This is a genomic window from Pseudomonas sp. FW300-N1A1 (assembly GCF_058789115.1).
This window is the reverse complement of record NZ_JBYTBK010000008.1, coordinates 84,941-109,700: the sequence shown is the minus strand read 5'-3', so window position 1 is coordinate 109,700 and position 24,760 is coordinate 84,941. Positions and strand designations below refer to the sequence as shown.

Below are 24,760 nucleotides of genomic sequence, written 5' to 3'. Positions count from 1 at the left end.
GAGTGATCGCTGCGTGCGTAGCTATCGACCGGCTTGCTGGGAAATAGTTTACAAAGTGCCATCAGGTGGGCGCCGGGAACGAGGGCCATTTCCCTGGGTTCTGGTTGCTGAGTTGGGATCTTGGTGTGGGTTTATTTGGCGTTATAGCATGTCATGTTGGACGGGTAGGGGTGAAGTCGATGGCGCGAGTTGAAGTTGTTAATGGGGAAAAACGTTCAGGTTTAACATGCGCCAATAGTTGTGCGCTGAATGGAAGTGTTGGGTCTTTGTAAACTGACGATAAAAACTGTACATGAGCTAATTCGATTTTTAAGGTTTGTATAAGAATAATAGTCTGTTTGAGCAGGAGTGATGGGCGGTTATTAGGTAGAGGTTGGACAATCATGGTTGCTTTGTAGAATATTTGTCCGTGAGTGTTGCTCGGATGATGGATGCGGAATTACCGTGTTGTTTATAAGGTTAAGTGCTTATCACTCTATTATGTTTGTCACTGGAAATACGTGCCACTGTATTCGGTAGCGGCCATCCGGACATTGCACGGTACTTTGCCAACTGGGCTATCATCGCGTTTTTTTTCGGGGGTTCAGATGGCCAAGGCCAAGCGCATGTACGGCTGCACCGAGTGCGGCTCGACCTTTCCCAAGTGGGCCGGCCAATGTGGTGAATGCGGAGCCTGGAATACCCTGACCGAAACCCTGGTGGAAAGTGGTGGTGCGGCCGCACCCAGCGGTCGTACCGGCTGGGCCGGGCAACAGGCGCAGATCAAGACGCTGGCCGAAGTCAGTGTCGAGGAAATCCCGCGTTTTTCCACCGCGTCCAGTGAGCTGGATCGGGTGCTGGGTGGTGGCTTGGTCGACGGTTCAGTCGTACTGATCGGCGGTGACCCGGGCATCGGCAAGTCGACCATTCTCCTGCAAACCCTGTGCAACCTGGCGATGCGCATGCCGGCGCTCTATGTCACGGGTGAAGAATCCCAGCAGCAAGTGGCCATGCGAGCACGGCGTCTGGGACTACCCCAGGACCAATTGCGGGTGATGACCGAAACCTGCATCGAAACCATCATCGCCACGGCTCGGGTGGAAAAGCCCAAGGTCATGGTGATCGATTCGATCCAGACAATCTTCACCGAGCAATTGCAGTCGGCGCCGGGCGGCGTGTCCCAGGTGCGTGAAAGTGCCGCGTTGCTGGTGCGTTATGCCAAGCAAAGTGGCACGGCGATCTTCCTGGTCGGCCATGTGACCAAGGAAGGCGCGTTGGCGGGGCCGCGGGTGCTGGAGCACATGGTTGACACCGTGCTGTATTTCGAAGGTGAGTCGGATGGGCGTTTGCGCCTGCTGCGTGCGGTGAAGAACCGTTTCGGGGCTGTCAACGAACTGGGCGTGTTCGGCATGACCGACAAGGGCTTGAAGGAAGTCTCCAACCCGTCGGCGATCTTTCTCACGCGGGCCCAGGAAGAAGTGCCGGGCAGCGTGGTGATGGCGACCTGGGAAGGGACCCGGCCCATGTTGGTTGAAGTCCAGGCGCTGGTGGACGACAGTCACCTGGCAAATCCGCGCCGGGTGACCCTGGGCCTGGATCAGAATCGCCTGGCCATGCTCCTGGCGGTCCTGCATCGCCACGGAGGAATCCCGACTCATGATCAGGATGTGTTCCTCAACGTGGTCGGCGGGGTCAAGGTGCTGGAGACGGCTTCGGACCTGGCGTTGATGGCGGCGGTCATGTCCAGTTTGCGCAACCGGCCATTGCCCCATGATCTGCTGGTGTTCGGCGAGGTCGGGCTGTCCGGTGAAGTGCGGCCGGTGCCCAGCGGCCAGGAGCGTCTGAAGGAAGCGGCCAAGCACGGCTTCAAGCGCGCCATCGTGCCCAAAGGCAATGCGCCGAAGGAAGCCCCCGCCGGGTTGAAGATCATCGCGGTCAGCCGTCTGGAGCAGGCGCTGGACGTTTTGTTCGAATAGCGCTCAGGCGTCGATCAGCGCGCCCAGTTCCCGTTCCAGTTCGGCCGGGTCCCCCAGGTTCACTTCGATCAGCCGCCGCAGGCTGCTGATGGACTCCAGGCTGATGTAGCGGCAGACGAATCCGAGCTGGCCGTGCTCCTCATGGGTGAGTTGCACGTCCATGCGGATCTCGGCTTCCTCGCTCAAGTGGATATCGACCGAAAACATTTTGTGCGCGTCGCCTGACCAGGGTTCCGGGCGCTCGACCAGCAACCCCTTGAGCGACAGGTCGATCAACTTCACCGGCCAATGGTTCGGACCCTGGATCAGTTCGGTCCTGGCATCGAAGGCAATGCGTTTGAAACGGCGACGATTGGCAGCGTGCTTGCTCATGGCGCAGTCCTCGGGTAGTACGCTGACTATAGACCGGCCTTTAGCCGGGCTGCCACCCAAGGCAGGACACTAGTGTCCTGCCTCATAAATACGTTCCTCTTTTGATGAGTGGCTGTTGATGTCAGGCAAGGCGCAGCGACGAGTCATAGCCCGCTATGGCGAGGAGCTGCAACGCCGCATGACGGCAACAGACGCCATCAAAAAGGAACAGTATTTGCGAGGAAGGACACTCGACCAATGTCGGGTATGGTCATTGGGGTAATCGGCGCTAAACTCGGGGTGGCTTTTTCTCAAGTCCACCTGGCTGGAATCAAAAAATGAAAAATAATAATAGCCTGCTACGCCACATTCCCTGGCTGCTGCTGGCAATCGTCGGGGCGTGCGCCCTTGGGGTAGTGGCATTGCGTCGGGGCGAGGCGATCAACGCCTTGTGGATTGTCGTTGCGGCGGTGGCCATCTATCTGGTCGCTTACCGTTACTACAGTCTATTCATCGCCACCAAAGTGATGCAGCTCGACCCACGGCGGGCCACCCCGGCTGTACTCAACAACGACGGTCTGGACTATGTGCCGACCAACAAACACATTCTTTTTGGTCACCACTTTGCGGCCATCGCAGGCGCAGGGCCATTGGTGGGTCCGGTACTGGCCGCGCAGATGGGCTATTTGCCAGGCACCCTCTGGCTGATCGCCGGCGTGGTGCTGGCGGGGGCCGTTCAGGACTTCATGGTCCTGTTCATGTCCACCCGGCGCAACGGTCGTTCCTTGGGGGACATGGTCCGTGAGGAAATGGGCCGTATCCCGGGCACCATCGCGCTGTTTGGCTGCTTCCTGATCATGATCATCATCCTGGCGGTGCTGGCACTGATCGTGGTCAAGGCCCTGGCCGAAAGCCCGTGGGGCATTTTCACGGTCATGGCGACCATCCCGATCGCGATGTTCATGGGCATTTACATGCGCTACATCCGTCCGGGCCGCATTGGCGAAATCTCGGTTATCGGCGTATTGCTGTTGCTGGGCTCCATCTGGCTGGGCGGGCAGATTGCCGCTGATCCGGTATGGGCCAAGGCGTTCAGCTTCACCGGGATCCAGATCACCTGGATGCTGATCGGCTATGGTTTTGTCGCCGCCGTGTTGCCGGTATGGCTGATCCTGGCACCGCGCGACTACCTGTCGACCTTCCTCAAGATCGGTACCATCGTGGCACTGGCCATCGGTATCCTGGTGACCATGCCCGAGCTGAAAATGCCCGCGCTGACCCAGTTCATCGATGGCACTGGCCCGGTGTGGAAAGGCGGTCTGTTCCCGTTCCTGTTCATCACCATCGCCTGTGGCGCGGTGTCGGGCTTCCACGCGCTGATCTCCTCCGGCACTACGCCGAAGCTGCTGGATAACGAAACCAATGCTCGTTACATCGGTTACGGCGGCATGTTGATGGAGTCCTTCGTGGCCATCATGGCGATGGTTGCCGCTTCGGTGATCGAGCCTGGCGTGTACTTCGCCATGAACAGCCCGGCGGCCGTGGTCGGCAGTGATGTAATGACGGTGGCGCAGACGGTCAGCGGCTGGGGCTTTGCCATTACCCCGGAAGCCCTGCAGGCGGTCGCCCATGACATTGGTGAAACCACCATCCTGGCACGCGCTGGCGGTGCACCGACGCTGGCAGTGGGGATTGCGCAGATCCTGCACAGTGTCCTGCCGGGTGAAAACACCATGGCATTCTGGTACCACTTCGCGATCCTGTTTGAAGCGCTGTTCATCCTGACCGCCGTGGACGCCGGCACCCGTGCCGGGCGTTTCATGTTGCAGGATCTGCTCGGCTCCTTCGTGCCAGCGCTCAAGCGCACCGAGTCCTGGACCGCGAACCTGATCGCGACCGCCGGTTGCGTGGCCATGTGGGGCTGGTTGTTGTATCAGGGCGTGATCGACCCACTGGGCGGCATCAACACCTTGTGGCCACTGTTCGGCATCTCCAACCAGATGCTGGCCGGTATCGCGCTCATGCTCAGCACCGTGGTGCTGATCAAAATGAAACGCCAGCGCTACATCTGGGTCACCATGCTGCCAGCGGTATGGCTGCTGATTTGCACCACCACCGCAGGCTTCATCAAGCTGTTCGACGCCAACCCGGCGATCGGCTTCCTGTCGCTGGCCAAGAAGTACAGCGATGCCCTGGCCAATGGTCAGGTGCTGGCACCGGCCAAGGACATCACGCAGATGCAGCACGTGATCTTCAATGCCTACACCAACGCAACGCTGACGGCATTGTTCCTGTTCGTGGTCTTCAGCATCCTGTTCTACGCGCTCAAGGTGGGTATCACCGCCTGGGGCCACAAGGAGCGTACGGATAAAGAATCGCCATTCAAGGCTCTGCCGGACGCATGATCGAGGATTGCAAGCATGTTCAATGACCTGAGTCGCCTCGGTAAATACCTCGGTCAGGCCGCGCGCCTGATGGTCGGCATGCCCGACTACGACACCTACGTCGAGCATATGCAAACCAAACACCCGGACAAACCGGTGATGAGCTACGAGATGTTCTTTCGCGAACGTCAGGAGGCGCGTTACGGTGGCAAGGGTGGGCCCAAGTGCTGTTGACCGGCTGATAGCGGGTTAACAGACTTGATATGGGAGCAGGATTTTTGTGGGAGCGAGCCAGCTCGCTTCCACACAAGACTGCTCCCATTTTTATTTGTGCAGTTCAAAGGAGAAACCGTTTGTCCTCTCCCATCCCGGTAACAGTCCTCAGCGGCTTCCTCGGCGCCGGCAAGACCACGCTGCTGCGTCATCTGCTTAAAACCGAACACGGGCTGAAAATCGCCGTGATCGAAAACGAATTCAGTGACGCCGGTATCGACACCCAACTCTTGGGCGATGAGCCGGTACAAGTGATGACGCTGTCCAATGGCTGCGTCTGCTGCACCATCCACACCGACCTGACCAAGGCCCTGTACCTGCTGCTCGAGCGCCTGGACAGCGGCGAGATCGCCTTTGATCGCCTGGTGATCGAATGCACCGGCCTGGCTGACCCAGCGCCGGTGGCGCAAACTTTCTTCATCGATGAAGAACTCCGGGAGCGCTACATCCTCGACGGTATCATCACCCTGGTCGACGCCGCGCATGCCGACGTACACCTGACCCAGACCATTGCCCAGGCGCAGATCGGCTTTGCCGACCGCCTGCTGGTGAGCAAGCGCGATCTGGTAGACGAGGCGACGTTCACGGCGTTGAGCGAGCGCCTGACCCGGATCAATCGTCGCGCACCGATCCGGCTGGTTGAACACGGCAGGATCGATTTGGCCGAGCTGCTCGATGTGCGGGGTTTCAACCTCAATGCCGATCTCGGCGGCGGAGTCAGCCTGCGCCCGGTCAGCAAGGCCCCCACGATTGACCGCATCTCCAGCCTGGTGCTGCGCACGGATAAGGCGCTGGATATCGACCAGCTCAGCGGGTTCATGAACGAACTGCTGGAGGAGCATGGCAAGCAACTGCTGCGCTACAAAGGCGTGCTCAACATTGTCGGCGAACCCCGGCGCCTGGTGTTTCAGGGGGTGTTGAAGCTGTATGGCTTCGACTGGGACACGGAGTGGCTAGAGGGGGAAGCGCGGGAAAGTGTGATGGTGTTTATTGCCGATGACTTGCCGGAAGAAAAAATCCGTGAGGGGTTTGCGCGGGTGGTGGCCGATCAAGGGCGGTGATCTTCAGCGCGTTCGAGGGCGCTATCGTCGGAACACCGTCCCGACGATGGCGAACTACCCGACAACACAATGTCGAACGGCTACGGGTTCCGGGTTGAGCAGTACTTCTGCCAGATGATCCAGATGCCGGTTGATCAGCGTCACCGCCATTGCCGCGTCCTGACGCTCCAGTGCATCGACCATCTCCGCCTGTTCCTGCCATACGCAATAAAAACCTGTCTGCGTATCACGCTGTGCAATGGCTAGCGACGTCAGGGGCACCAGGCTGCTGAGAAAATGCGCCAATGGTGCATTCCCCGCCATTTCGGCCAGTTGCAGATGAAACTCTTCCGATAACCGGATCGAGGAACCTCGCTGTTTCCGTTCGGCGCATTGGCGCTGGCGCTCGATCGAACCTCGCAGGCGCTTCAGGTCTTCGGGGCGAGGCTGCTGACAGGCCAGTCGAACCAGTGTGGTCTCGGTCAATCGTCGGGCATGGAGAATTTGCCGGATTTGTTCGAGATCCGGTACGGCAATCTGAGGCTGGTGGTTCGGCCGCAGAATGAGGATCTGCTGATGGGACAGTCGCGTCAGTACCTGGCGAACGAGGCTGCGGCTGATGCCGAGCATCTCGATCAGCCTTTCCTCACTGAAGCGGCCGGTCGGGGCAAACCGCTGGTCGAGAATGGCGTCGAATATCTGCGAGTAAATGTCATCCACCGAAGGAGGGCGATGACGCGTGCGCGAAAAGGGCAGGGCAACAGATGTATCAGGGGTGTGCTGCGCTGAAGCAAAGCTGTTCATGGCCTGTCTCCGGTTCGAAGAGGTTCAACTGCCGAGGTTGTCGTCTGGAATGTTCAGTTCGATGCCCATGCGCTGGCCTTCGCGAAGAATGTGCCGGCGCATTTCGGCGCTGGCCTGGGCGCTGTTCTTGTTGCGGATGGCGCGTACCACGGCCTCGTTTTCCTCAAGGCGTTCAGCCAGGTGCTCCGGAGAGTTGCGTAGCACCTGTGCGCTTTGCTTGAGGGCAACACTGGTCTGCTGCACCACGCTCTGGAAGATCGGGTTGGAGGTCAATGTGAACAGCTCTTCGTGGAAGGCGATGTAGGCGTTCACGCCGGCTTCGCTGTCATTGGCTTCCAGGGCCTCGCGCATGTCCATCAAGGTCAGGCGCAGTTGTCCGACTTCCTTGCTGCTGATGGACTGCGCCACCAGCCCGACGATGAACGGCTCGAGGGTGTAGCGCAGTTGCAGTACGTCTTCCAGGCTTGCGCCGGCCACCGCGCTTTCGTGGCCTTGGTTATCACTAAGGTCGGCCTCCAGCACCACCACGCCTTTACCCGGCATCGAGCGCACCAGCCCGAGGGTTTCCAGCACGATCACCGCTTCGCGCAGGCTCGGGCGGCTGATGCCCAGTTGTTCGGCCAGTTCGCGCTGCCCCGGCAGCATCTCGCCGGAGCGCCACTGACCCCGGGCCAGAGCGGCCCGAAGTTTTTCTACCACTGAATTCACGACGGTTGACGAGCTGATCACGGTTCGCTTCCTGAGCATCGAAATGGATTAACGGTGATGCCTGCCCTTGGGCAGGCACCGGGATTGTTCAGAATTCCTGCTGATGGGCTGCGGTGGCAGGCTTTCTAGGCTGGAAGGTATAACCCTGCTGGCCAGAAAGCACCTTGTGCGCCCGCTGTACATCAATGTCCTTTTCCCAGCGTGCGATGGCCACTGTGGCGACGCAGTTGCCGATCAGGTTGGTCAGCGCCCGGCCGATGCCCATGAACCAGTCCACCGCCAACACCAGCACCAGGCCGACCACCGGAATCGCAGGGATCGCGGTCAGTGTGGCAGCCAGAATCACCAGCGCCGACCCGGGAATCCCGTGGGCACCTTTGGAGGTGATCAGCGAGACCAGCAGGATCGTCAGCAAATCGCTCATGGCCAGTGGGGTGCCAGTGGCATTGGCGATGAATACGATGGCCAGGGTCAGGTAGATCGAAAAACCGTCGAGGTTGAACGAGTAGCCGGTGGGGATGACCAGGCCAACCGTCGAACTGCCAATGCCCAGGTGTTCCAGTTTGCGCATGATTTGCGGCAGCACGGCGTCCGAAGAGGCCGTCCCCAGGACAATCAGCAACTCTTCACGCAGGTACTTGAGAAACGGCAGCATGCGCAGGCCGGAAAGACGCATCACCAGGCCCAGGATCAGTGACACGAACGCGACGCAGGTCAGGTAGAACAGGCCGATCAGGCTGCCAAGGTGTTGCAGGGAATCCAGGCCATATTTGCTGGTGGTGAAGGCAATCGCGCCGAACACGCCAATCGGCGCCAGGCGCACGATCATGCCCATGATGCGGAAGATCACATGACTGAGTTCGTTGATCAGCCGCGAGATGCCGGACGCCGACTCGCCCACCAGATTCAGCGCACTGCCGAACAACACCGAAAACAGCAGCACTTGCAGGATGTTGTTGTCGGCAAAGGCGCCAATCACCGAACTTGGAATCAGGTCCATCAGGAACTGGGTGGTGGTGTGCATGTGTTCGCTGCGCTGGGCAATGTCGCCCATGTCACTGGCAGACAGTTGATCCAGATGAATGTTCGCACCACTGCCGATGCCGGTGCTGAAGGCGAACACCAGGCCGATCACCAGCGCGATGGTGGTCAGGATTTCGAAGTAGATGACCGATTTGAGGCCGATACGCCCGACCTTCTTCAGGTCGCCGGCACCGCTGATACCGCTGACCACCACGCAGAACACGATCAGGCCGATGAGCATCTTGATCAGCTTGATGAAGCCGTCGCCGAGGGGTTTGAGTTGGGCGGAGTATTCGGGAAGGGTCAGCCCGCAGACGATGCCGAGCACCAGGCCGAGCACCACTTGAAGGAAGATTGAACGCGAGCACCATCTGAGCATGGGAGGAATTCCTGATCGGTGTCCTGGCTGCCGTGCGCTGGCGCATCAGATTCAGGACTTAATTATTGTGGTCTTACCGGTATGTCCAGTGCAGGCGCAGTCTAGGCGCTGTTTTTGAAGGATGGCAAGCAGAAATTGCGAGATTGGCATGTCCGGTCTTACCAGTTGAATGGCAGGGCCCGATCTTGAGCGATCGCCATAAAAAATCGGCCATGGATGCCGATTTTTTATGGAGCGCCGTGCGGGGCTGGGGCTGTTGTCAGCTTTTACGTGGCACTTCAGGTGTGGTTCCTGATAATTTCTTTCACTGTAAAGAGTATTTCAGGACTCGGAGTCGGGCACCTTTCTTTCAAGAACGCTCAGGATGAAAGTTATTTTTGAGCGCTCTTTGGTATTGCCAAGATAAACATAAGGTGACCCCTTTACTTTAATTCCACCCACGTATCGTTTGTCTTCGGTCATGAGTGATATTGGTGAGTGATTCGCCTGCAGGTTGTCCAGTGTAATCGGTTTGTTTTGATGGTCGATCAGGGTGAAGACGGTCAGGTCTTCAATGGTTGATTTCACTGCGCCCAAAATTTCAAGCCAACTTTCGCTGATGAATTGATTGTAGTATTCGCCGGTGTTTTTTATGGCGAGTACATAGCCGTTCGGCGTGTGTCGAAAGTACAGCTTCAATGGTGCTGCGGCGCTACCCCGCTCGTTGGGGCAGATGCCAAGCATGCTCGAGTGATCGTGTGTTTGCGGTTTGCCGGTAAAAAAACCGCCACTGAACATGCTGACAGTGGCCAGCGCGGGTTTGCCGTGGAGCGCTTCAAGAAAGTTTAGTTTGTGGTCGAACATTTTAAGTGTTGCGATAAAAGATTTTTCAGTATCACTGTTCATGATGAAATCCCTTGGTTTACTTTATTAAGTTCTCCTTTTTTGAAGGGGTTTCAGGTTAATGTTTTTCTTGTTGAGCGTGCTGTTGTGAGTGTTACAAGAGTTTGGTTGCGCCAGTGTGCGGAGCGGGGCGTTGGACTTTTTTGCTGTCGTTTGTTGTCGGGTGATTTTGCCCGGGATGTTTTAGTTAGTTGCCATTGTTACGAGCAAAAAAAACCGGCCATAGGCCGGTTTTTCTTGTTTCAGGCAACCGCTATCAAGCGCCGTATACCGGCAGCTTCTTACAGATGGCCTTGACCTTTTCACGAACGGCGTCGATCACCGCGTCGTTGTTCAGGTCGGCCAGGATGTCGCAGATCCAGCCAGCCAGTTCCTTGCACTCTGCTTCCTTGAAGCCACGAGTGGTCACAGCCGGAGTACCGAAGCGCAGGCCGGAGGTGACGAACGGGGAGCGTGGATCGTTTGGTACGGAGTTCTTGTTTACGGTGATGAACGCTTTGCCCAGTGCGGCATCGGCGTCTTTACCGGAGATTTCCTGCTTGATCAGCGACAGCAGGAACAGGTGGTTCTCGGTACCGCCGGAAACCACGTCAAAACCGCGCTCGATGAACACGCCGGCCATGGCCTGGGCGTTTTTCACCACTTGTTGCTGGTAGGTCTTGAACTCAGGCTGCAGTGCTTCCTTGAAGCAGATCGCCTTGGCGGCGATTACGTGCTCCAGTGGGCCACCCTGGGCGCCCGGGAATACGGCGGAGTTCAGTTTCTTCTCGATGTCGGCGTTGGCGCGAGCCAGGATCAGGCCGCCACGTGGGCCGCGCAGGGTCTTGTGGGTGGTGGTGGTCACGACGTCAGCGAATGGAATCGGGTTCGGGTAGACGCCAGCGGCGACCAGACCGGCTACGTGAGCCATGTCGACGAACAGGTAGGCACCCACTTTGTCAGCGATTTCGCGGAAGCGTGGGAAGTCCAGGATCTGCGAGTAGGCAGAGAAACCGGCCACGATCATTTTTGGTTTGTGTTCAACGGCCAGGCGCTCGACTTCGTCATAGTCGATCAGGCCATTGGCGTCGATGCCGTACTGGACAGCGTTGTACAGCTTGCCGGAGGAGGAAACGCTGGCACCGTGGGTCAGGTGACCACCGTGGGCCAGGCTCATGCCCAGGATGGTGTCGCCAGCCGACAACAGGGCCAGGTAAACGGCGCTGTTGGCTTGCGAGCCGGCGTGCGGCTGAACGTTGGCGTAATCGGCACCGAACAGTTCTTTTGCACGGTCGATGGCCAGTTGCTCAACCACGTCGACGTACTCGCAACCGCCGTAGTAGCGCTTGCCCGGGTAGCCTTCGGCGTACTTGTTGGTCAGTACCGAGCCTTGAGCTTCCATCACCGCTGGGCTGGTGTAGTTTTCCGAAGCGATCAGCTCGATGTGTTCTTCCTGGCGCTGAGCTTCTTGCTCCATGGCGGCAAAAAGGTCGGCGTCGTACTTGGCAATGGTCAAATCACGGCTGAACATGGCGGTCCTCAAGGATCGGGGGGCAGAAAAGGAGGGCATTCTAACCCAATGGGTTTTGTCTGGCATATGAAACGACATCATGTCGCAGACGAATGGGATTCAAGCAGCTGCTTTCAGTCAAACATGAACAACGCATCATTGCTGAACTGTGCTTCGAAGTGTGGGGCCGGCATCGGCCGTCCGAACAGATAGCCCTGTACCTCGTCGCAGCCGTGTTCGCGCAGGAAGTCGAGTTGCTCATGGGTTTCCACGCCTTCGGCGATCACCGCCAGGTTGAGGCTGTGGGCCATGGCAATGATTGCCCGGGCAATTTGTGCGTCCTGCTCGCCACTGGGCAGGCCGTCGACGAAGGTGCGGTCGATCTTCAGCACGTCGATGGGAAATTGCTTGAGGTAGTTCAGGGATGAGTAACCGGTGCCAAAGTCATCCACCGCGATGCTCAGCCCAAGGTTTTTCAGCCCGGCGAGGATCTGCATGGCCTCGCTGACTTCGCGCATCAGGATACTTTCGGTCAGCTCCAGTTCCAGGCAGGCGGGTGGCAGGCCCGTTTCCTTGAGGATGGTGGCGATGCGCGTGCCGAGCTGGCCGTCGGAGAACTGTCGGGCGGAGATGTTCACCGAAACTTTGGGGACGCGCACCTTGGCCTGGTGCCAGGCCTTGAGCTGACGGCAGGCTTCGCTGATGACCCAGTCGCCGACATCCACCACCAGCCCGAGCTCTTCGAGTACCGGAATGAAATCACCCGGCGGTACCAGTCCGCGCCGCGGATGACGCCAGCGCAGCAGGGCCTCGGCGCCGGTCAGGCGCTTGCCGTCGCCACTGAACTGCGGTTGGTAGTAGAGAACGAACTCATTCTGTTCAAGCGCGTGACGCAGGTCGCTTTCCAGTTCCAGGCGTTCCAGGGCGCTGGCGTTCATGTCCGCCTGGTAGAACTGGAAGTTGTTCTTGCCGCGCTCCTTGGCGTGGTACATCGCGGTGTCGGCGTTTTTCATCAGCTGGCTCAGCTCGTTGCCGTCCTGCGGACTCAGGGCAATGCCGATACTGGCGGTGACAAAGAACTCGCGGCCTTCGAGGACGAAGGGTTTCACCAGGCTGGCGAGAATCTGTTCGGCGACATGAATCGCCCGGTTCAGGGCGACTTCACGGTTGGCGCGCGGTTGCAGCAACAGGGTGAACTCGTCGCCCCCCATGCGCGCCACGGTGTCATCGTCATCGACGCACCCGAGCAGGCGCGTGGCCATTTCCTTGAGCATGCGATCGCCGGCTGCGTGCCCCAGGGAGTCGTTGATCGGTTTGAAACGGTCCAGGTCCAGGAACATCAGCACCACCCATGACTTCTGCCGTTCCGCCGACTGCAAGGCCGTGTGCAGGCGGTCCTGGAACAGCGTTCGGTTGGGCAGGTGAGTCAGGGCGTCGTAGTAGGCCAGGCGATGAATGCGCTGCTCGCTGGCCTTGCGTTCGCTGATGTCGCTGAAGAAGCACACGTAACTGGCCAGGTCGCCTTCGTCGTCGAGTACGGCGGTGATGCCGACCCAGGCCGGGTAATGCTCGCCACTGCGGCGCTTGAGCCAGACTTCGCCTTCCCAGGTGCTGTGTTGATGCAATTGCTTGAGCACGTAGCGCAGGTGGGCTTCCTGCTGGTCGTCGACGGTCAGCATGTTCGGCAGTTGATCGAGCACCTGCGCCACCTCGTAGCCACTGACGCGGCTGAACGCTTCGTTGGCCTGCACGATGTAGCCGGCCGGATCGGTGATCAGAATGGCCGAGGTCGAGTGCTCGAATACGGTGGCCGCCATGCGCAGGTCTTTCTCGGCGCGGCGCTGCTGGCTGATATCACGACCGACCCCCAGCACACCCTCGAAGGCGCCGTGTTCGTCCCACACCAGGATCAGCCGCAGTTCAATCGGGATCTTGCGCCCGTCGGCGCGCAGGCAGTCGAACAGGAACAATTGGGTCTGCACCTGGCCGCGCAATTGCGCCAGTTGCTCAGGTTTGTTCAGGGCCTTGCTGACCCGGTCCATAAGGCTGTAGATACCGGTCAGCTGTTGCGGGTTGGCGATGATCGATTGCCAGCCGTTCTGGAATATCCAGTCAGCGTCATAGCCGAGTACAGCCTGTACGGACGGGCTGACATAGTTGAGCGAGAGTGTGTTGTCGGTGGAGAAAATGACGTCGCTGATGCTTTCGGCAAGCATCCGATAGCGTTGCTCGCTGTCGCGCAGGGATTCGCTGGCGGCGATCTGGTCGGTGATGTCCTTGGCCACGCCGATGATGCGAGTGACCTGATCGTGGGTGTCCCGTGCCAGCGCCTGCTCGCGAATATCGAAGCAGCGCCACTTGCCGTCGCGGTGACGGAAGCGCAACAGGCACTGCAGCAGTTGGCTGTATCCGGCCTGGCGTTGTTCCTGGCGCAAGCGGTGGTAGTGATCCGCGTCTTCGGGGTGCAGCAGGATTTCCCAGAAGTACTCACCCATCTGGTGCAGTTCGGTTTTGTTGTACCCCAGGGTCTGCCCCAGGTGATGGTTGCTGAAGATCATGCGCTGGCTGATCACATCCTGCACATACAGGTGATCCGGGACAGTGCGCACCACATCGGACCAGAAGCCTTCACGCTCCAGCAGCGAGAGTTCGACGAGCTTGCGGCTGGTGATGTCGTTGATGCTGAGGATGACCGCGTTGTAGTCGTGCTGTGCTTCCGGCAAGCGCAGGACCAGCCACAGGTGCTGATCGCGGCCCTGGGTGTCCTTGAGCTTGATTTCCAGTTCCAGCTGTTTCTGTTGGTTAACCACCGCCTCCAGCAGCGGAGTGCCGATGGCATTGCCAGCCAGTGGCCGGCCTTCGATCAACAGTTTCCAGGCTTGCTCGCATGACTGGACGTTGAGCAGGCGCAAGGCGAGCTGGTTGACTTCAGTGATGCGCAATTCCTGTAGCAGTGGCTGGCGATGTTCGGTTTTTTCCAGCCATGCATGCAGCTGTTTGCCGGAGTGCAGGCCGGCTTTGTCGAGGGCGGTTCTGAGTCCGGAAAGGTCCAGCACGCACAGCGCGACACCGGTGCCATCGAAGATGTCCTGATAGCGTCGACGGCCTTCATGCAGCTGGCGTTGCCGGCGACGCATGCTGAGCAAGGCGATGAACGGCAGCAGTGAAAAGGCCAGGCCCAGCAGGCACTTGCCAATAAAGGCCGGTAGCAACTGTTCAATCACCCGTTGCCGGTCGAACAGCCCGCGCAGCTGCCAGTCGCTGCTGCTGAGGGGCACGATCAGGACGCTGTTGGCCTGGTCCTCGGGGGTCAACACGTTGGGCTGGGTCGACGGCATCAGGTCGTCGCGGCTGATGATCTGCTGGTTGATGCGGTTTTCCACCACCCACATCGGTCGGATTCCGGACTCGCCTTGTTTGGTCAGCGACGAGAAAAACGTCGGACGCAGGCGCAGTGCCCAGTAGCCGCGAGTGCTGCCGCTGGCCTGACGCAGTAACAGGTGCACCACGGAGCCGTCGTTGGTGTTGCTGAAGTAATGCGCCTGGGCTCGACTGCGCTTGACCAGCTCACCCAGGTACTCGGCGTCCGAGCTGTCGTTGGCACTGTCGCTCAGCACCTTTCCCGAGGGGCTGAGCAGGGCCACGCTGAGCAGTTCCGGCAGGGACTGCTGCAGTTTGCGCAACACGGCCTGCAGCTGCTCATCGGTCTGCGGTTGTTCGACGATCGGTAGCAGGTTGAGCGCGATCTGGGCGTTGAGCGCCATGTTCAGGCTGACTTGCGCGGCCAGGTCGGCGGTGTAGTCAATGGTGTACTGGCGCTGGTTTTTCTGGGTCTCGCGAAGCTGGTCCAGCAACTGCCAGAACAACAGTCCGAGCAACAGCAGCACCAGCGTCGCCAGCGTGCCCTTGAGTGTTCCGCGCAGGGGCGATCCGGTCGCAGAATTCAGTGCGCGCACGGAGGTAGGCGGAATGGCATTGGACAAGCTGTAATCCTGCGATAGAGCTGCACTGGTGCGACGCGCACTATAAGCCGGACGCCCGGAGGGCGGCTAGCATGCCTTGAGTTGTGGCAAAGTGCCAGCCCCGTCCGGCTGGACGGTTATCCCGCATTGAGGTAGCTTTGCCGGTTACGCAGGGCGTTCCAGCCCCAGACATTCAGGTTTATTCTCGCCCGCAGGCATTGATCTCGATCCATGCCCGCGCCGCGCATGGCCTGGCACGGGCTTCGCCCGCTTTTATTCAACCGTTACTGACGCTAGGTTCTCCATGGCTCAATACGTCTTCACCATGCATCGGCTGGGCAAAGTTGTTCCGCCGAAGCGGGAAATCCTGAAAAATATTTCGCTGTCGTTCTTCCCTGGCGCGAAGATCGGCGTACTCGGCCTCAACGGTTCGGGTAAATCCACGCTGCTGAAAATCATGGCCGGCGTCGACACCGAGTTTGACGGCGAAGCCCGTCCAATGCCGGAGCTGAACATCGGCTACCTGCCACAGGAACCGATCCTGGACCCGACCAAGACCGTGCGTGAAGTGGTCGAGGAAGCCGTCAGCGTGATCAAGGACGCGCAAGCGCGCCTGGACGAGGTGTACGCCGCCTACGCCGAACCGGATGCCGACTTCGACAAACTGGCCGCCGAACAGGCCAAGCTCGAAGCCATCCTGCAAGCCGGCGACGGTCACAACCTGGAGCGCCAGCTGGAAGTCGCCGCCGATGCGCTGCGCCTGCCGGCCTGGGATGCCAAGATCGAAGTCCTGTCCGGTGGTGAAAAGCGTCGTGTGGCCCTGTGCCGTCTGTTGCTGTCCGCGCCGGACATGCTGCTGCTCGACGAGCCGACCAACCACCTGGACGCCGATTCCGTAGCCTGGCTGGAGCACTTCCTGCACGACTTCCCGGGCACCGTGGTTGCGATCACGCACGACCGCTACTTCCTGGACAACGTTGCCGGCTGGATTCTGGAACTCGACCGCGGCGCGGGCATTCCTTACGAGGGTAACTATTCGGGTTGGCTGGAAGCCAAGTCCGATCGTCTGGCTGCCGAATCCAAGCAGCAATCGGCCCACGAAAAGGCTATGAAAGATGAACTGGAGTGGGTGCGCAAAGGCGCCAAGGCCCGCCAGTCGAAATCCAAGGCCCGTCTGCAACGCTTCGAAGAAATGCAGTCGCAGGAATTTCAGAAACGCAGCGAAACCAACGAGATCTACATCCCGGCCGGTCCGCGCCTGGGTGACAAGGTCATCGAATTCAAGAACGTCAGCAAGGGCTATGGCGATCGCGTGCTGATCGACAACCTGTCGTTCGCCATGCCTAAAGGCGCCATCGTCGGCGTGATCGGTGGTAACGGTGCGGGTAAATCCACGCTGTTCCGCATGCTGATGGGTAAGGAAACACCGGATTCGGGCAGCATCGAAGTCGGCGAAACCGTGCAGCTTGCTTGCGTGGACCAGAGCCGCGAAGACCTGGACGGCAGCAAGACCGTGTTCCAGCAGATCTCCGACGGTTCCGACCAGATCCGCATCGGCAACTATGAGATCCCGTCGCGTACCTACGTCGGTCGCTTCAACTTCAAGGGCGGCGATCAGCAGAAGTTCGTCAAGGACCTGTCCGGTGGTGAGCGTGGTCGCTTGCACCTGGCCCTGACCCTGAAAGAGGGCGGCAACGTCCTGCTGCTCGACGAACCGTCCAACGACCTCGACGTTGAAACCCTGCGATCCCTGGAAGAGGCCCTGCTGGACTTCCCGGGCGCCGCCATTGTGATCTCCCACGATCGGTGGTTCCTTGACCGCGTCGCGACGCACATCCTGGCGTACGAAGACGACTCGCAAGCGCTGTTCTTCGAAGGTAACTACACCGAGTACGAAGCCGATCGCAAGAAACGCCTTGGCGAAGCAGCGGCCCAGCCACACCGGGTACGCCACAAAAAACTGGCCTGATTTCAGGTGGGTTGCATAGAGAGACGGAGCCTTCGCGGGCTCCGTTTTTTTTTGCATTTGCGGGAACGATTGTGCACTTCCTAATGGTGCACGGCTCGCTTTTATAGTCCCTGTTTCTGTGCACAAACGGCATAAAATTTGGATTAAATTATATCCAGTGCACCATTTAATTTCATAAGTGCGACATTTTGCGCTGTTCCGGTGCTCCTGTCGTTTGCTACAGTCCGGCTCAATCTCTCCAACGACAATAAATTTGCCGAGACTTTTCCATGATCGAATCCGTCGAATCCTTCCTTGCCCGCTTGAAAAAACGTGACCCGGACCAACCCGAATTCCATCAGGCGGTGGAAGAAGTCCTGCGTAGCCTGTGGCCGTTTCTCGAAGCCAATCCACATTACCTGACCTCCGGCATTCTGGAGCGGATTTGCGAGCCGGAGCGTGCCGTGGTGTTTCGGGTTTCCTGGGTCGACGATCAGGGCAAGGTGCAGGTCAATCGCGGGTTCCGCATCCAGATGAACAGCGCCATCGGCCCGTACAAGGGCGGTTTGCGTTTCCATCCGTCGGTGAACCTCGGCGTGCTGAAATTTCTCGCCTTCGAGCAGACCTTCAAGAACTCCCTGACCTCCCTGCCGATGGGCGGTGGCAAGGGCGGCTCGGACTTCGATCCAAAGGGCAAGAGCGACGCGGAAGTGATGCGTTTCTGCCAGGCCTTCATGAGTGAGCTGTACCGCCACATTGGCTCGGATGTCGACGTTCCGGCCGGTGACATCGGCGTCGGTGCGCGGGAGATCGGTTTCCTGTTCGGCCAATACAAGCGCCTGAGCAACCAGTTCACCAGCGTGCTGACCGGCAAAGGCATGAGCTATGGCGGCAGCCTGATTCGTCCGGAAGCCACCGGTTTCGGCTGCGTGTACTTCGCCGAAGAAATGCTCAAGCGCAGCGGTGATAAGGTCGAAGGCAAGCGGGTGGCGATCTCGGGGTCGGGTAACGTGGCGCAGTACGCGGCCCGCAAGGTCATGGACCTGGGGGGCAAGGTGATCTCGTTGTCCGACTCCGAGGGCACATTGTTCTGCGAGGCCGGCTTGACCGAGGAGCAATGGCAGGCACTGCTGGAGCTGAAGAACGTCACCCGTGGACGGATCAGCGAGCTGGCCGCGCGTTTCGGCCTGGAGTTCCGCGCCGGGAAACGTCCGTGGAGCCTGGCCTGCGACATCGCCCTGCCATGCGCCACACAGAACGAACTGGATGCCGATGACGCCCGTACGCTGCTACGCAACGGCTGTATCTGTGTGGCGGAAGGCGCGAACATGCCGACCACCCTGGCGGCTGTGGATATCTTTGTCGAGGCCGGCACCCTGTTTGCCCCGGGCAAGGCCTCCAATGCCGGCGGTGTCGCGGTCAGCGGCCTGGAAATGTCGCAGAACGCCATGCGCCTGTTGTGGAGTGCGGGTGAGGTCGACAGCAAATTGCACAACATCATGCAGTCGATTCACCACGCCTGCGTGCATTACGGCGAAGAGAGCGGGCGGATCAACTACGTGAAGGGCGCGAACATCGCAGGCTTCGTCAAAGTCGCTGACGCGATGTTGGCCCAGGGTGTGGTCTAACCCGGCTCGATGCGGATAACCTCGATCATTTGATCGCCCGCCGGGCGCTGCCAGAGCACTTCGTCGTTCAGGTGTGCGCCAAGCAGCGCACGCCCAAGCGGTGAAGCCCAGTTGATCAGGCCCTTGGCAGCAACGGCCTGGTCTTCGCCCACCAGTTGCACGCGGCGCTCGGTGCCCAACTCATCGGCGTAGGTCACCCAACTACCAATCTGCACCTTCCGGGTGGAGGTGGCCGGCGGCACGACCTGGGCGCTTTGCAGGCGGTAGGTGTAATAGCGCAGGTCGCGGTCAAGTTCAGCCAGGCGCTGCTTGTCGGCCTGCTCACCCAGCGCGGATTGTTTGTCATGCGCGGCGTGCAGCTCGGCGACCTTGCCTTGCAGCAAGTTCAGGCCTTCGGGCGTGACGTAGTTGGGCTGGCTACTGACCTGGCGTTCTACCGGCAGGTCAGTTTGTTCACCAGCAAGATCTTCATTGACGAAAGCACGGCTCATGGCAGTTCCCCCCTGTGTGGAGTTTAGGCCATGCTCGCAGGCTTTGGGGTTCCCCGGTTATCCGAAAACGACCTGTTGCGAGCGATAAGTCCACGCCTTGCGGGAATCAGTAGTGATACCACTTCAGCTCCAGCAGCACTTCGTTCTCGGGTGAGGCGACGTGGCTGAATTCACGCTGGGCGCTCAGGCGCAGGCCGAGGTTGCGTGACAGTTCCCATTGCTGGTTCAGGCTCAGGCTACGACGTACTTCGCCATTGATGAAGAAGTCGCCGCGGGTTTCCAGGCTCAGGTTGCCCAGCGGATTTTTCCACAGCACGCCGCTGTTGAAGCCGGCCGCCGGGGAGAGGAACTGCGCGACATCATTGTTGTGCTCGACACGTACCGTGCCCAGGGCGAAACCCAGCACATCCTCGCCCAACTGCCAGGTACCGCCACCGCCGCCATTGACGTGACTGACCAGGGTTTCGTCGTCGTGCTTGCCCGGCACACGTTCCAGGCCGCCGGTCACTTGCCAAGACCAGGGTTGCAGCAGTTCATTGCGCGGGGTCAGCGAGCGGATCGTCGCCAGATCGAATTGTTGCAGCTGCCACTGGTTGCCTTCGTACTGGCGCAGCTTCATCTGCAGGATCTCAATCTGTGCACCGAGCGGGAAGCTCTCGGCATTGTCGTTGAGGTCGTGATAGGCCATGCGCAGGCCGTACTCACCAAACGCCTTGTCGCCACGGGTGCCGAGGCCCGCCTGCCAGGTTCGCGACTGGTGACCGTCTTCCGGCAGTCCCGGGCGTTCGATGGACAACTCCGGCGGCGGGTTCTGGTTAATTGCCCTCAGCAGTTCGAAACTGCGTTGCGCGCGCGCCGGGTCTCGTTCCTGGCCGTTGGCCCGGTAGCGTTCGAGGCGATAGGCGGCGTCGATAATCAGTGCCTGGCGGTCCCGGGGCAGGGCCTTGAAGGTCGGCGCCTGCAGGTGTTTCTGGTCGGCGCTGACCTTCAGCACCCACTGTTGTTCGTCGTCGGACAGTGGCTCGGCCCGGCTCAGCAGTTCCCGTTCGCGGGACGGGCGGTAATCGATCTTTTCCACCAGCTCTGCATCTTTCACGGCCTTGACCGTGTCGGTGGGGATCGCGGTCAGCGGGAATTGTTCGGTGAGCCTGAGGCCAGGTCGCGCGACTTGCAGCAGTTCCAGCAAGCGGTAGGAGCAGTTCTCATCGAAGAAGAAATAGTCGAACTGGATCTGCTTGAGCTCCCAGACGTGTTCAACCATGCGCTCGGTTTCGACCTGCGTCAGGTTCAGTCGGTACTCCCACAGGTCACGGTTCTCCAGGCTGCGGTATTCCGAGAGTTTTTCCTGGTAGGGCACCAGTGCAAACAGTCCCGGATAACCGCCCATCAGGCCTTTCCAGGCGTACAAAATGCTGTTGTCCGAGCCTTCGATGTAGGCGCCGAAGTTGATCGCGTAGCTGAGCAGGGCGGTGTTGTTGCTTTGCACGTCGGCCTGGTCGATACGCAGCAGCGTATGACCGAACATCGAGGAGGGGCTGTTGAGGTAGGCCGCGGGGAAAATCATCACCGCGCTGTGGGGCGAGACGTCCTTGAACCATTGCTTGAATTCACTGCAGTCCACCGCCGGCAAGTCGGTGAGGTTGAGTTGCGCTTTCAGCCAGCGGGTGCGGGCCGGGTAAACACATTGGGCGTGCTGCTGGCCCAGGCTGGTGGGGGCGTAGAGCGCTTGCACGGTGGCCGCCAGTTCCGCGTCGGGGTGCTCGGCACCCTGGGCTGCCAGGAAGAACTTTTTATCGCTGATATGGCTGCGCCAGCCACCCAGTTTGGCGGTTTCGTAATGCCCCAGGGAAATCCAGAACGGGTCGTTGGCCAGTTGCTGCAAGCGTTGGTTGTCGATGTGAGGCGCAGCGGAAAGCGGGGCGCAGACAAACAGCGCCAGACAGGCAAGGCGTTTGAGCATGGTGGGCAACTTGAGTCGAAAAAATAAAGACCAACGGCAGCCAGGTCCAAAAAATAAAGCCCGCTCCGGTGACGGAGCGGGCGAGGTCGAGCTTAAGCAGGGGTCGCGTATTTGGCCAGGCGGGCGTCGCCCTTGAGCACAGCCAGGGTGTTGGCATGCACATCTTCAGCGGTCACGTCAGCTTTGCTGAAGATCTGCTGGAAGTGCTCGTGAGTGACGGTGGCGAAATGTGCACGGTCTTCTGGTGCGACACCCAGGACTACCGCGTAGGTGGTCAGCGCTTCGCCCTGGCCCTTGGCCATGTCTTCGGAGAGCTCGTTCATCATGCCGTTCATGGCGACCCAGGACTTGCCGCCATAGGTCAGCGCAGCGTTGGTGGCGCAGCCGTTGGTGCCCGAGGTCATGCCGAAGGTAGCGTTGCCGGAGGTGCCGTTGGTGGTGGACGCCAGGAAGTGCGCCGGGGTTCCACGCTGACCTTCGAACAGCATGTTGCCCCAGCCGCAATCCGGTCCGCCTGGCGCCTGGGCCATGGCGTTGAGGGATGCAACGGTGAAGAGAGTACCAAGAAGAATCCGTTTCATAGCTGTGTTCTCTTTTATGTGCGTACCAATGGACAGGAGTTCTGAGGCCAAATTGGCATCAGTGGGCCGGTTATTAGTCCAGCCGCGCAGGGTGGAGTTTAGGCACGATCCGCCGGATCTGTGTAGTTTTGCATGACGCTCCTGCATAGCCATTGATTTGACCCCCGCTGCGCTGGGGGGGCGGCGCTTGGCGATGCTTTTAGCCAAGGCGCGCCTTGCCAGTCTGGTGCGGGCAGCGCCAGAATGCCTCAACTGCCCCGCCTGAAGTAAGGAAGCCCGATGCCTGATCCTGTTGCTGCCAGTTTGCGTCTAGCGCCTGAAGCGCTGACTCGTCCGTTTTCCGCTGAACAGTTCAGCTTCTCTACCACCAATGAACTGGAGCCTTTTCGCGGTGTGCTCGGCCAGGAACGTGCGGTCGAAGCCTTGCAGTTCGGTGTGGCCATGCCCCGCCCCGGTTACAACGTGTTTGTCATGGGCGAACCCGGCACGGGCCGCTTCTCGTTCGTCAAACGCTACCTCAAGGCCGAAGGCAAGCGCCTGCAGACCCCGGCGGACTGGGTCTACGTCAACAATTTCGATGAGCCGCGCGAGCCCCGGGCGCTGGAGTTGCCATCAGGCACGGCGGGTGCGTTTATCGCGGACATCAATGGCTTGATCGACAACCTGCTGGCGACCTTTCCGGCAGTCTTCGAGCACCCGTCCTACCAACAAAAGAAAAGCGCCATCGACCGGGCCTTCAACCAGCGCTACGACCGTGCCCTGGATGTGATCGAGCGCCTGGCACTGGAAAAGGAAGTCGCGCTGTACCGTGACAGCAGCAACATTGCCTTTACCCCGATGAGTGAAGGCAAGGCGTTGGACGAGGCGGAATTCGCCCAACTGCCGGAAGCCGTTCGCGAGCGCTTTCATGAAGACATTTCCGTCCTGGAAGAGCGTCTGAACGAAGAGCTGGCCAGTTTGCCGCAGTGGAAGCGTGAGTCGAGCAACCAGTTGCGCCAGCTCAACGAAGAAACCATCACCCTGGCCCTGCAACCGTTGCTTTCGCCTCTGTCGGAAAAGTACGCGGAAAACGCGGCGGTGTGCGGTTACCTGCAAGCGATGCAGGTGTACCTGCTCAAGACCGTCGTCGAGCAATTGGTCGACGACAGCAAGACCGACGCAGTCGCGCGCAAAATGCTGGAAGAGCAATACGGCCCTAGCCTGGTGGTGGGGCATCCGTTCAGCGGTGGCGCACCGGTGGTGTTCGAGCCGCATCCCACCTATGACAACCTGTTTGGCCGTATCGAATACAGCACCGATCAAGGCGCGCTGTATACCACCTATCGGCAATTGCGCCCGGGCGCACTGCACCGCGCCAACGGCGGTTTTCTGATTCTCGAAGCTGAAAAGATGCTCAGCGAGCCCTTCGTCTGGGATGCGCTGAAGCGGGCCCTGCAGTCACGCAAACTGAAAATGGAGTCGCCGCTGGGCGAACTGGGTCGGCTGGCCACGGTGACCTTGTCGCCGCAACATATCCCGTTGCAGGTCAAGGTCGTCATCATCGGTGCGCGCCAGTTGTATTACACGCTGCAGGACCTGGATCCGGACTTCCAGGAGATGTTCCGGGTACTGGTGGACTTCGACGAAGACATTCCGATGGTCGACGAGAGCCTGGAGCAGTTCGCCCAGCTGCTCAAGACCCGCACCTCGGAAGAAGGCATGGCGCCGCTGACGGCCGATGCGGTCGCGCGTCTGGCGACCTACAGTGCGCGCCTGGCCGAACACCAGGGGCGTTTGTCGGCACGTATTGGTGATTTGTTCCAGCTGGTCAGCGAGGCGGATTTCATTCGTCACCTGGCAGCTGACGAGATGACCGACGCCGGGCACATCGAGCGTGCGCTCAAGGCCAAGGCCACCCGTACCGGGCGCGTGTCGGCGCGGATTCTCGACGACATGCTGGCCGGAATCATCCTGATCGACACCGATGGTGCAGCGGTGGGCAAGTGTAACGGCCTGACCGTGCTGGAAGTCGGTGACTCGGCCTTCGGTATACCGGCGCGAATCTCCGCCACGGTCTACCCGGGGGGCAGCGGTATTGTCGACATCGAGCGAGAGGTCAACCTCGGCCAGCCGATTCACTCCAAGGGCGTGATGATTCTTACCGGGTATCTGGGCAGCCGTTATGCCCAGGAATTCCCCCTGGCGATCTCGGCGAGTATTGCGCTGGAGCAGTCCTACGGTTATGTCGACGGCGACAGCGCGTCCCTGGGCGAGGCCTGCACGCTGATTTCGGCCTTGTCGAAAACCCCGCTCAAGCAGTGCTTTGCCATCACCGGCTCGATCAACCAGTTCGGTGAAGTGCAGGCGGTAGGTGGGGTCAACGAGAAGATCGAAGGCTTCTTCCGGCTCTGTGAGGCTCGCGGTTTGACCGGCGAGCAGGGTGCGATCATTCCCCAGGCCAACGTGGCCACGCTGATGCTTGATGAGCGGGTGCTGGCGGCCGTACGTGCCGGTTTGTTCCATGTCTATGCGGTGCGTCAGGCCGACGAGGCATTGAGCCTGCTGGTGGGCGAAGCGGCCGGTGATCCGGATGAAGAGGGCCAGTTCCCCGAGGGCAGCGTCAACGCGCGGGTGGTGGAGCGCTTGCGGGTGATTGCGGAGATGATCGGCGAAGAGGACTTGAAAGAGGCCGAGAAGGAACTGGCCCACGAAGCCCTGATCGCGGCCAAGCCGGCCAGACTCTAGAAACATGGCATTGCCATTGTGGCGAGGGAGCACGTTCCCTCGCCACGGGTTTGTTGTAGGCCTCAACAGGTTCACTGATTGCCACCCATGCGCCAATAAAACAGCAAATGACCATTCGGCGCCTTCCTGGCGCCGTCAACCTGCTGATTCCGCTTTTCTTCTATGCTCAGCTCAAGGA

At 59.7% G+C, this 24,760-nt stretch carries 17 protein-coding genes; 7 read left to right on the top strand and 10 right to left on the bottom strand.

Going from position 1 to position 24,760, the window contains the following annotated elements:
* Positions 1 to 587 precede the first annotated feature (587 nt).
* On the top strand, positions 588 to 1,955 hold the full coding sequence (radA, locus tag AC3WQN_RS08545) for a DNA repair protein RadA (protein WP_103400724.1): 1,368 nt from the start codon (positions 588 to 590) through the stop codon (positions 1,953 to 1,955).
* A 3-nt stretch (positions 1,956 to 1,958) separates the two neighbouring features.
* Here the strand turns inward: radA and AC3WQN_RS08540 are convergent, their stop codons facing one another.
* Positions 1,959 to 2,327, bottom strand: a complete 369-nt coding sequence (locus tag AC3WQN_RS08540; protein WP_103400725.1) for a PilZ domain-containing protein — start codon at positions 2,325 to 2,327, stop codon at positions 1,959 to 1,961.
* A 317-nt stretch (positions 2,328 to 2,644) separates the two neighbouring features.
* Here AC3WQN_RS08540 and AC3WQN_RS08535 point away from each other — a divergent pair, with 317 nt between their 5' ends.
* The 3 genes from AC3WQN_RS08535 to yjiA all read left to right on the top strand — a co-directional run bounded on the left by AC3WQN_RS08535 (position 2,645) and on the right by yjiA (position 6,024).
* A complete protein-coding gene (locus AC3WQN_RS08535) occupies positions 2,645 to 4,711 on the top strand; it encodes a carbon starvation CstA family protein (RefSeq protein WP_095080696.1) in 2,067 nt (688 codons plus the stop codon).
* 15 nt (positions 4,712 to 4,726) lie between these two features.
* The gene (locus tag AC3WQN_RS08530) at positions 4,727 to 4,924 is read left to right on the top strand and encodes a YbdD/YjiX family protein (protein WP_003228401.1); all 198 of its coding nucleotides are present in this window, start codon (positions 4,727 to 4,729) and stop codon (positions 4,922 to 4,924) included.
* A gap of 119 nt (positions 4,925 to 5,043) precedes the next feature.
* The gene (gene yjiA, locus AC3WQN_RS08525) at positions 5,044 to 6,024 is read left to right on the top strand and encodes a GTPase (RefSeq protein ID WP_103400726.1); all 981 of its coding nucleotides are present in this window, start codon (positions 5,044 to 5,046) and stop codon (positions 6,022 to 6,024) included.
* 54 nt (positions 6,025 to 6,078) lie between these two features.
* Here yjiA and AC3WQN_RS08520 read toward each other — a convergent pair whose 3' ends face one another.
* From AC3WQN_RS08520 to AC3WQN_RS08495, 6 genes are all read right to left on the bottom strand, one after another.
* Positions 6,079 to 6,807: a GntR family transcriptional regulator gene (locus AC3WQN_RS08520; protein ID WP_103400727.1), complete on the bottom strand. Its 729-nt coding sequence runs from the start codon at positions 6,805 to 6,807 to the stop codon at positions 6,079 to 6,081.
* A 24-nt stretch (positions 6,808 to 6,831) separates the two neighbouring features.
* Positions 6,832 to 7,536 carry a FadR/GntR family transcriptional regulator gene (locus AC3WQN_RS08515; protein WP_103400728.1) on the bottom strand — a complete coding sequence of 235 codons (705 nt, stop codon included), beginning with the start codon at positions 7,534 to 7,536 and terminating at the stop codon, positions 6,832 to 6,834.
* A gap of 67 nt (positions 7,537 to 7,603) precedes the next feature.
* On the bottom strand, positions 7,604 to 8,917 hold the full coding sequence (locus AC3WQN_RS08510; RefSeq protein ID WP_095145459.1) for a C4-dicarboxylate transporter DctA: 1,314 nt from the start codon (positions 8,915 to 8,917) through the stop codon (positions 7,604 to 7,606).
* Between the two features lie 321 nt (positions 8,918 to 9,238).
* Positions 9,239 to 9,802, bottom strand: coding sequence for a hypothetical protein (locus AC3WQN_RS08505; protein ID WP_256587307.1), 564 nt, complete (start codon positions 9,800 to 9,802; stop codon positions 9,239 to 9,241).
* 253 nt (positions 9,803 to 10,055) lie between these two features.
* Positions 10,056 to 11,309 (bottom strand): serine hydroxymethyltransferase, encoded by a 1,254-nt coding sequence (glyA, locus tag AC3WQN_RS08500; protein WP_103400729.1) that lies wholly within the window; start codon positions 11,307 to 11,309, stop codon positions 10,056 to 10,058.
* A gap of 113 nt (positions 11,310 to 11,422) precedes the next feature.
* Positions 11,423 to 15,271: a sensor domain-containing protein gene (locus AC3WQN_RS08495; protein WP_103400730.1), complete on the bottom strand. Its 3,849-nt coding sequence runs from the start codon at positions 15,269 to 15,271 to the stop codon at positions 11,423 to 11,425.
* Between the two features lie 283 nt (positions 15,272 to 15,554).
* On the opposite strand from AC3WQN_RS08495, the gene ettA reads away from it, so the two are divergent.
* Together ettA and gdhA are read left to right on the top strand one after the other, a co-directional pair.
* Positions 15,555 to 17,219 (top strand): energy-dependent translational throttle protein EttA, encoded by a 1,665-nt coding sequence (gene ettA, locus AC3WQN_RS08490; protein WP_103400731.1) that lies wholly within the window; start codon positions 15,555 to 15,557, stop codon positions 17,217 to 17,219.
* A gap of 269 nt (positions 17,220 to 17,488) precedes the next feature.
* A complete protein-coding gene (gene gdhA, locus AC3WQN_RS08485; RefSeq protein WP_103400732.1) occupies positions 17,489 to 18,826 on the top strand; it encodes an NADP-specific glutamate dehydrogenase in 1,338 nt (445 codons plus the stop codon).
* Here gdhA and AC3WQN_RS08480 read toward each other — a convergent pair.
* From AC3WQN_RS08480 to AC3WQN_RS08470, 3 genes are all read right to left on the bottom strand, one after another.
* Positions 18,823 to 19,317 (bottom strand): GreA/GreB family elongation factor, encoded by a 495-nt coding sequence (locus tag AC3WQN_RS08480; RefSeq protein WP_103400733.1) that lies wholly within the window; start codon positions 19,315 to 19,317, stop codon positions 18,823 to 18,825. The genes gdhA and AC3WQN_RS08480 overlap by 4 nt on opposite strands.
* Positions 19,318 to 19,423: 106 nt before the next feature.
* Positions 19,424 to 21,277 carry an Lnb N-terminal periplasmic domain-containing protein gene (locus tag AC3WQN_RS08475; RefSeq protein ID WP_103400734.1) on the bottom strand — a complete coding sequence of 618 codons (1,854 nt, stop codon included), beginning with the start codon at positions 21,275 to 21,277 and terminating at the stop codon, positions 19,424 to 19,426.
* 92 nt (positions 21,278 to 21,369) lie between these two features.
* Complete coding sequence (locus tag AC3WQN_RS08470) at positions 21,370 to 21,858, bottom strand: DUF3015 domain-containing protein (RefSeq protein ID WP_103400735.1); 489 nt, start codon at positions 21,856 to 21,858, stop codon at positions 21,370 to 21,372.
* Between the two features lie 279 nt (positions 21,859 to 22,137).
* Between AC3WQN_RS08470 and AC3WQN_RS08465 the strand changes: the two genes are divergently transcribed.
* A complete protein-coding gene (locus AC3WQN_RS08465) occupies positions 22,138 to 24,582 on the top strand; it encodes a Lon protease family protein (RefSeq protein WP_103400736.1) in 2,445 nt (814 codons plus the stop codon).
* Positions 24,583 to 24,760 lie beyond the last annotated feature (178 nt).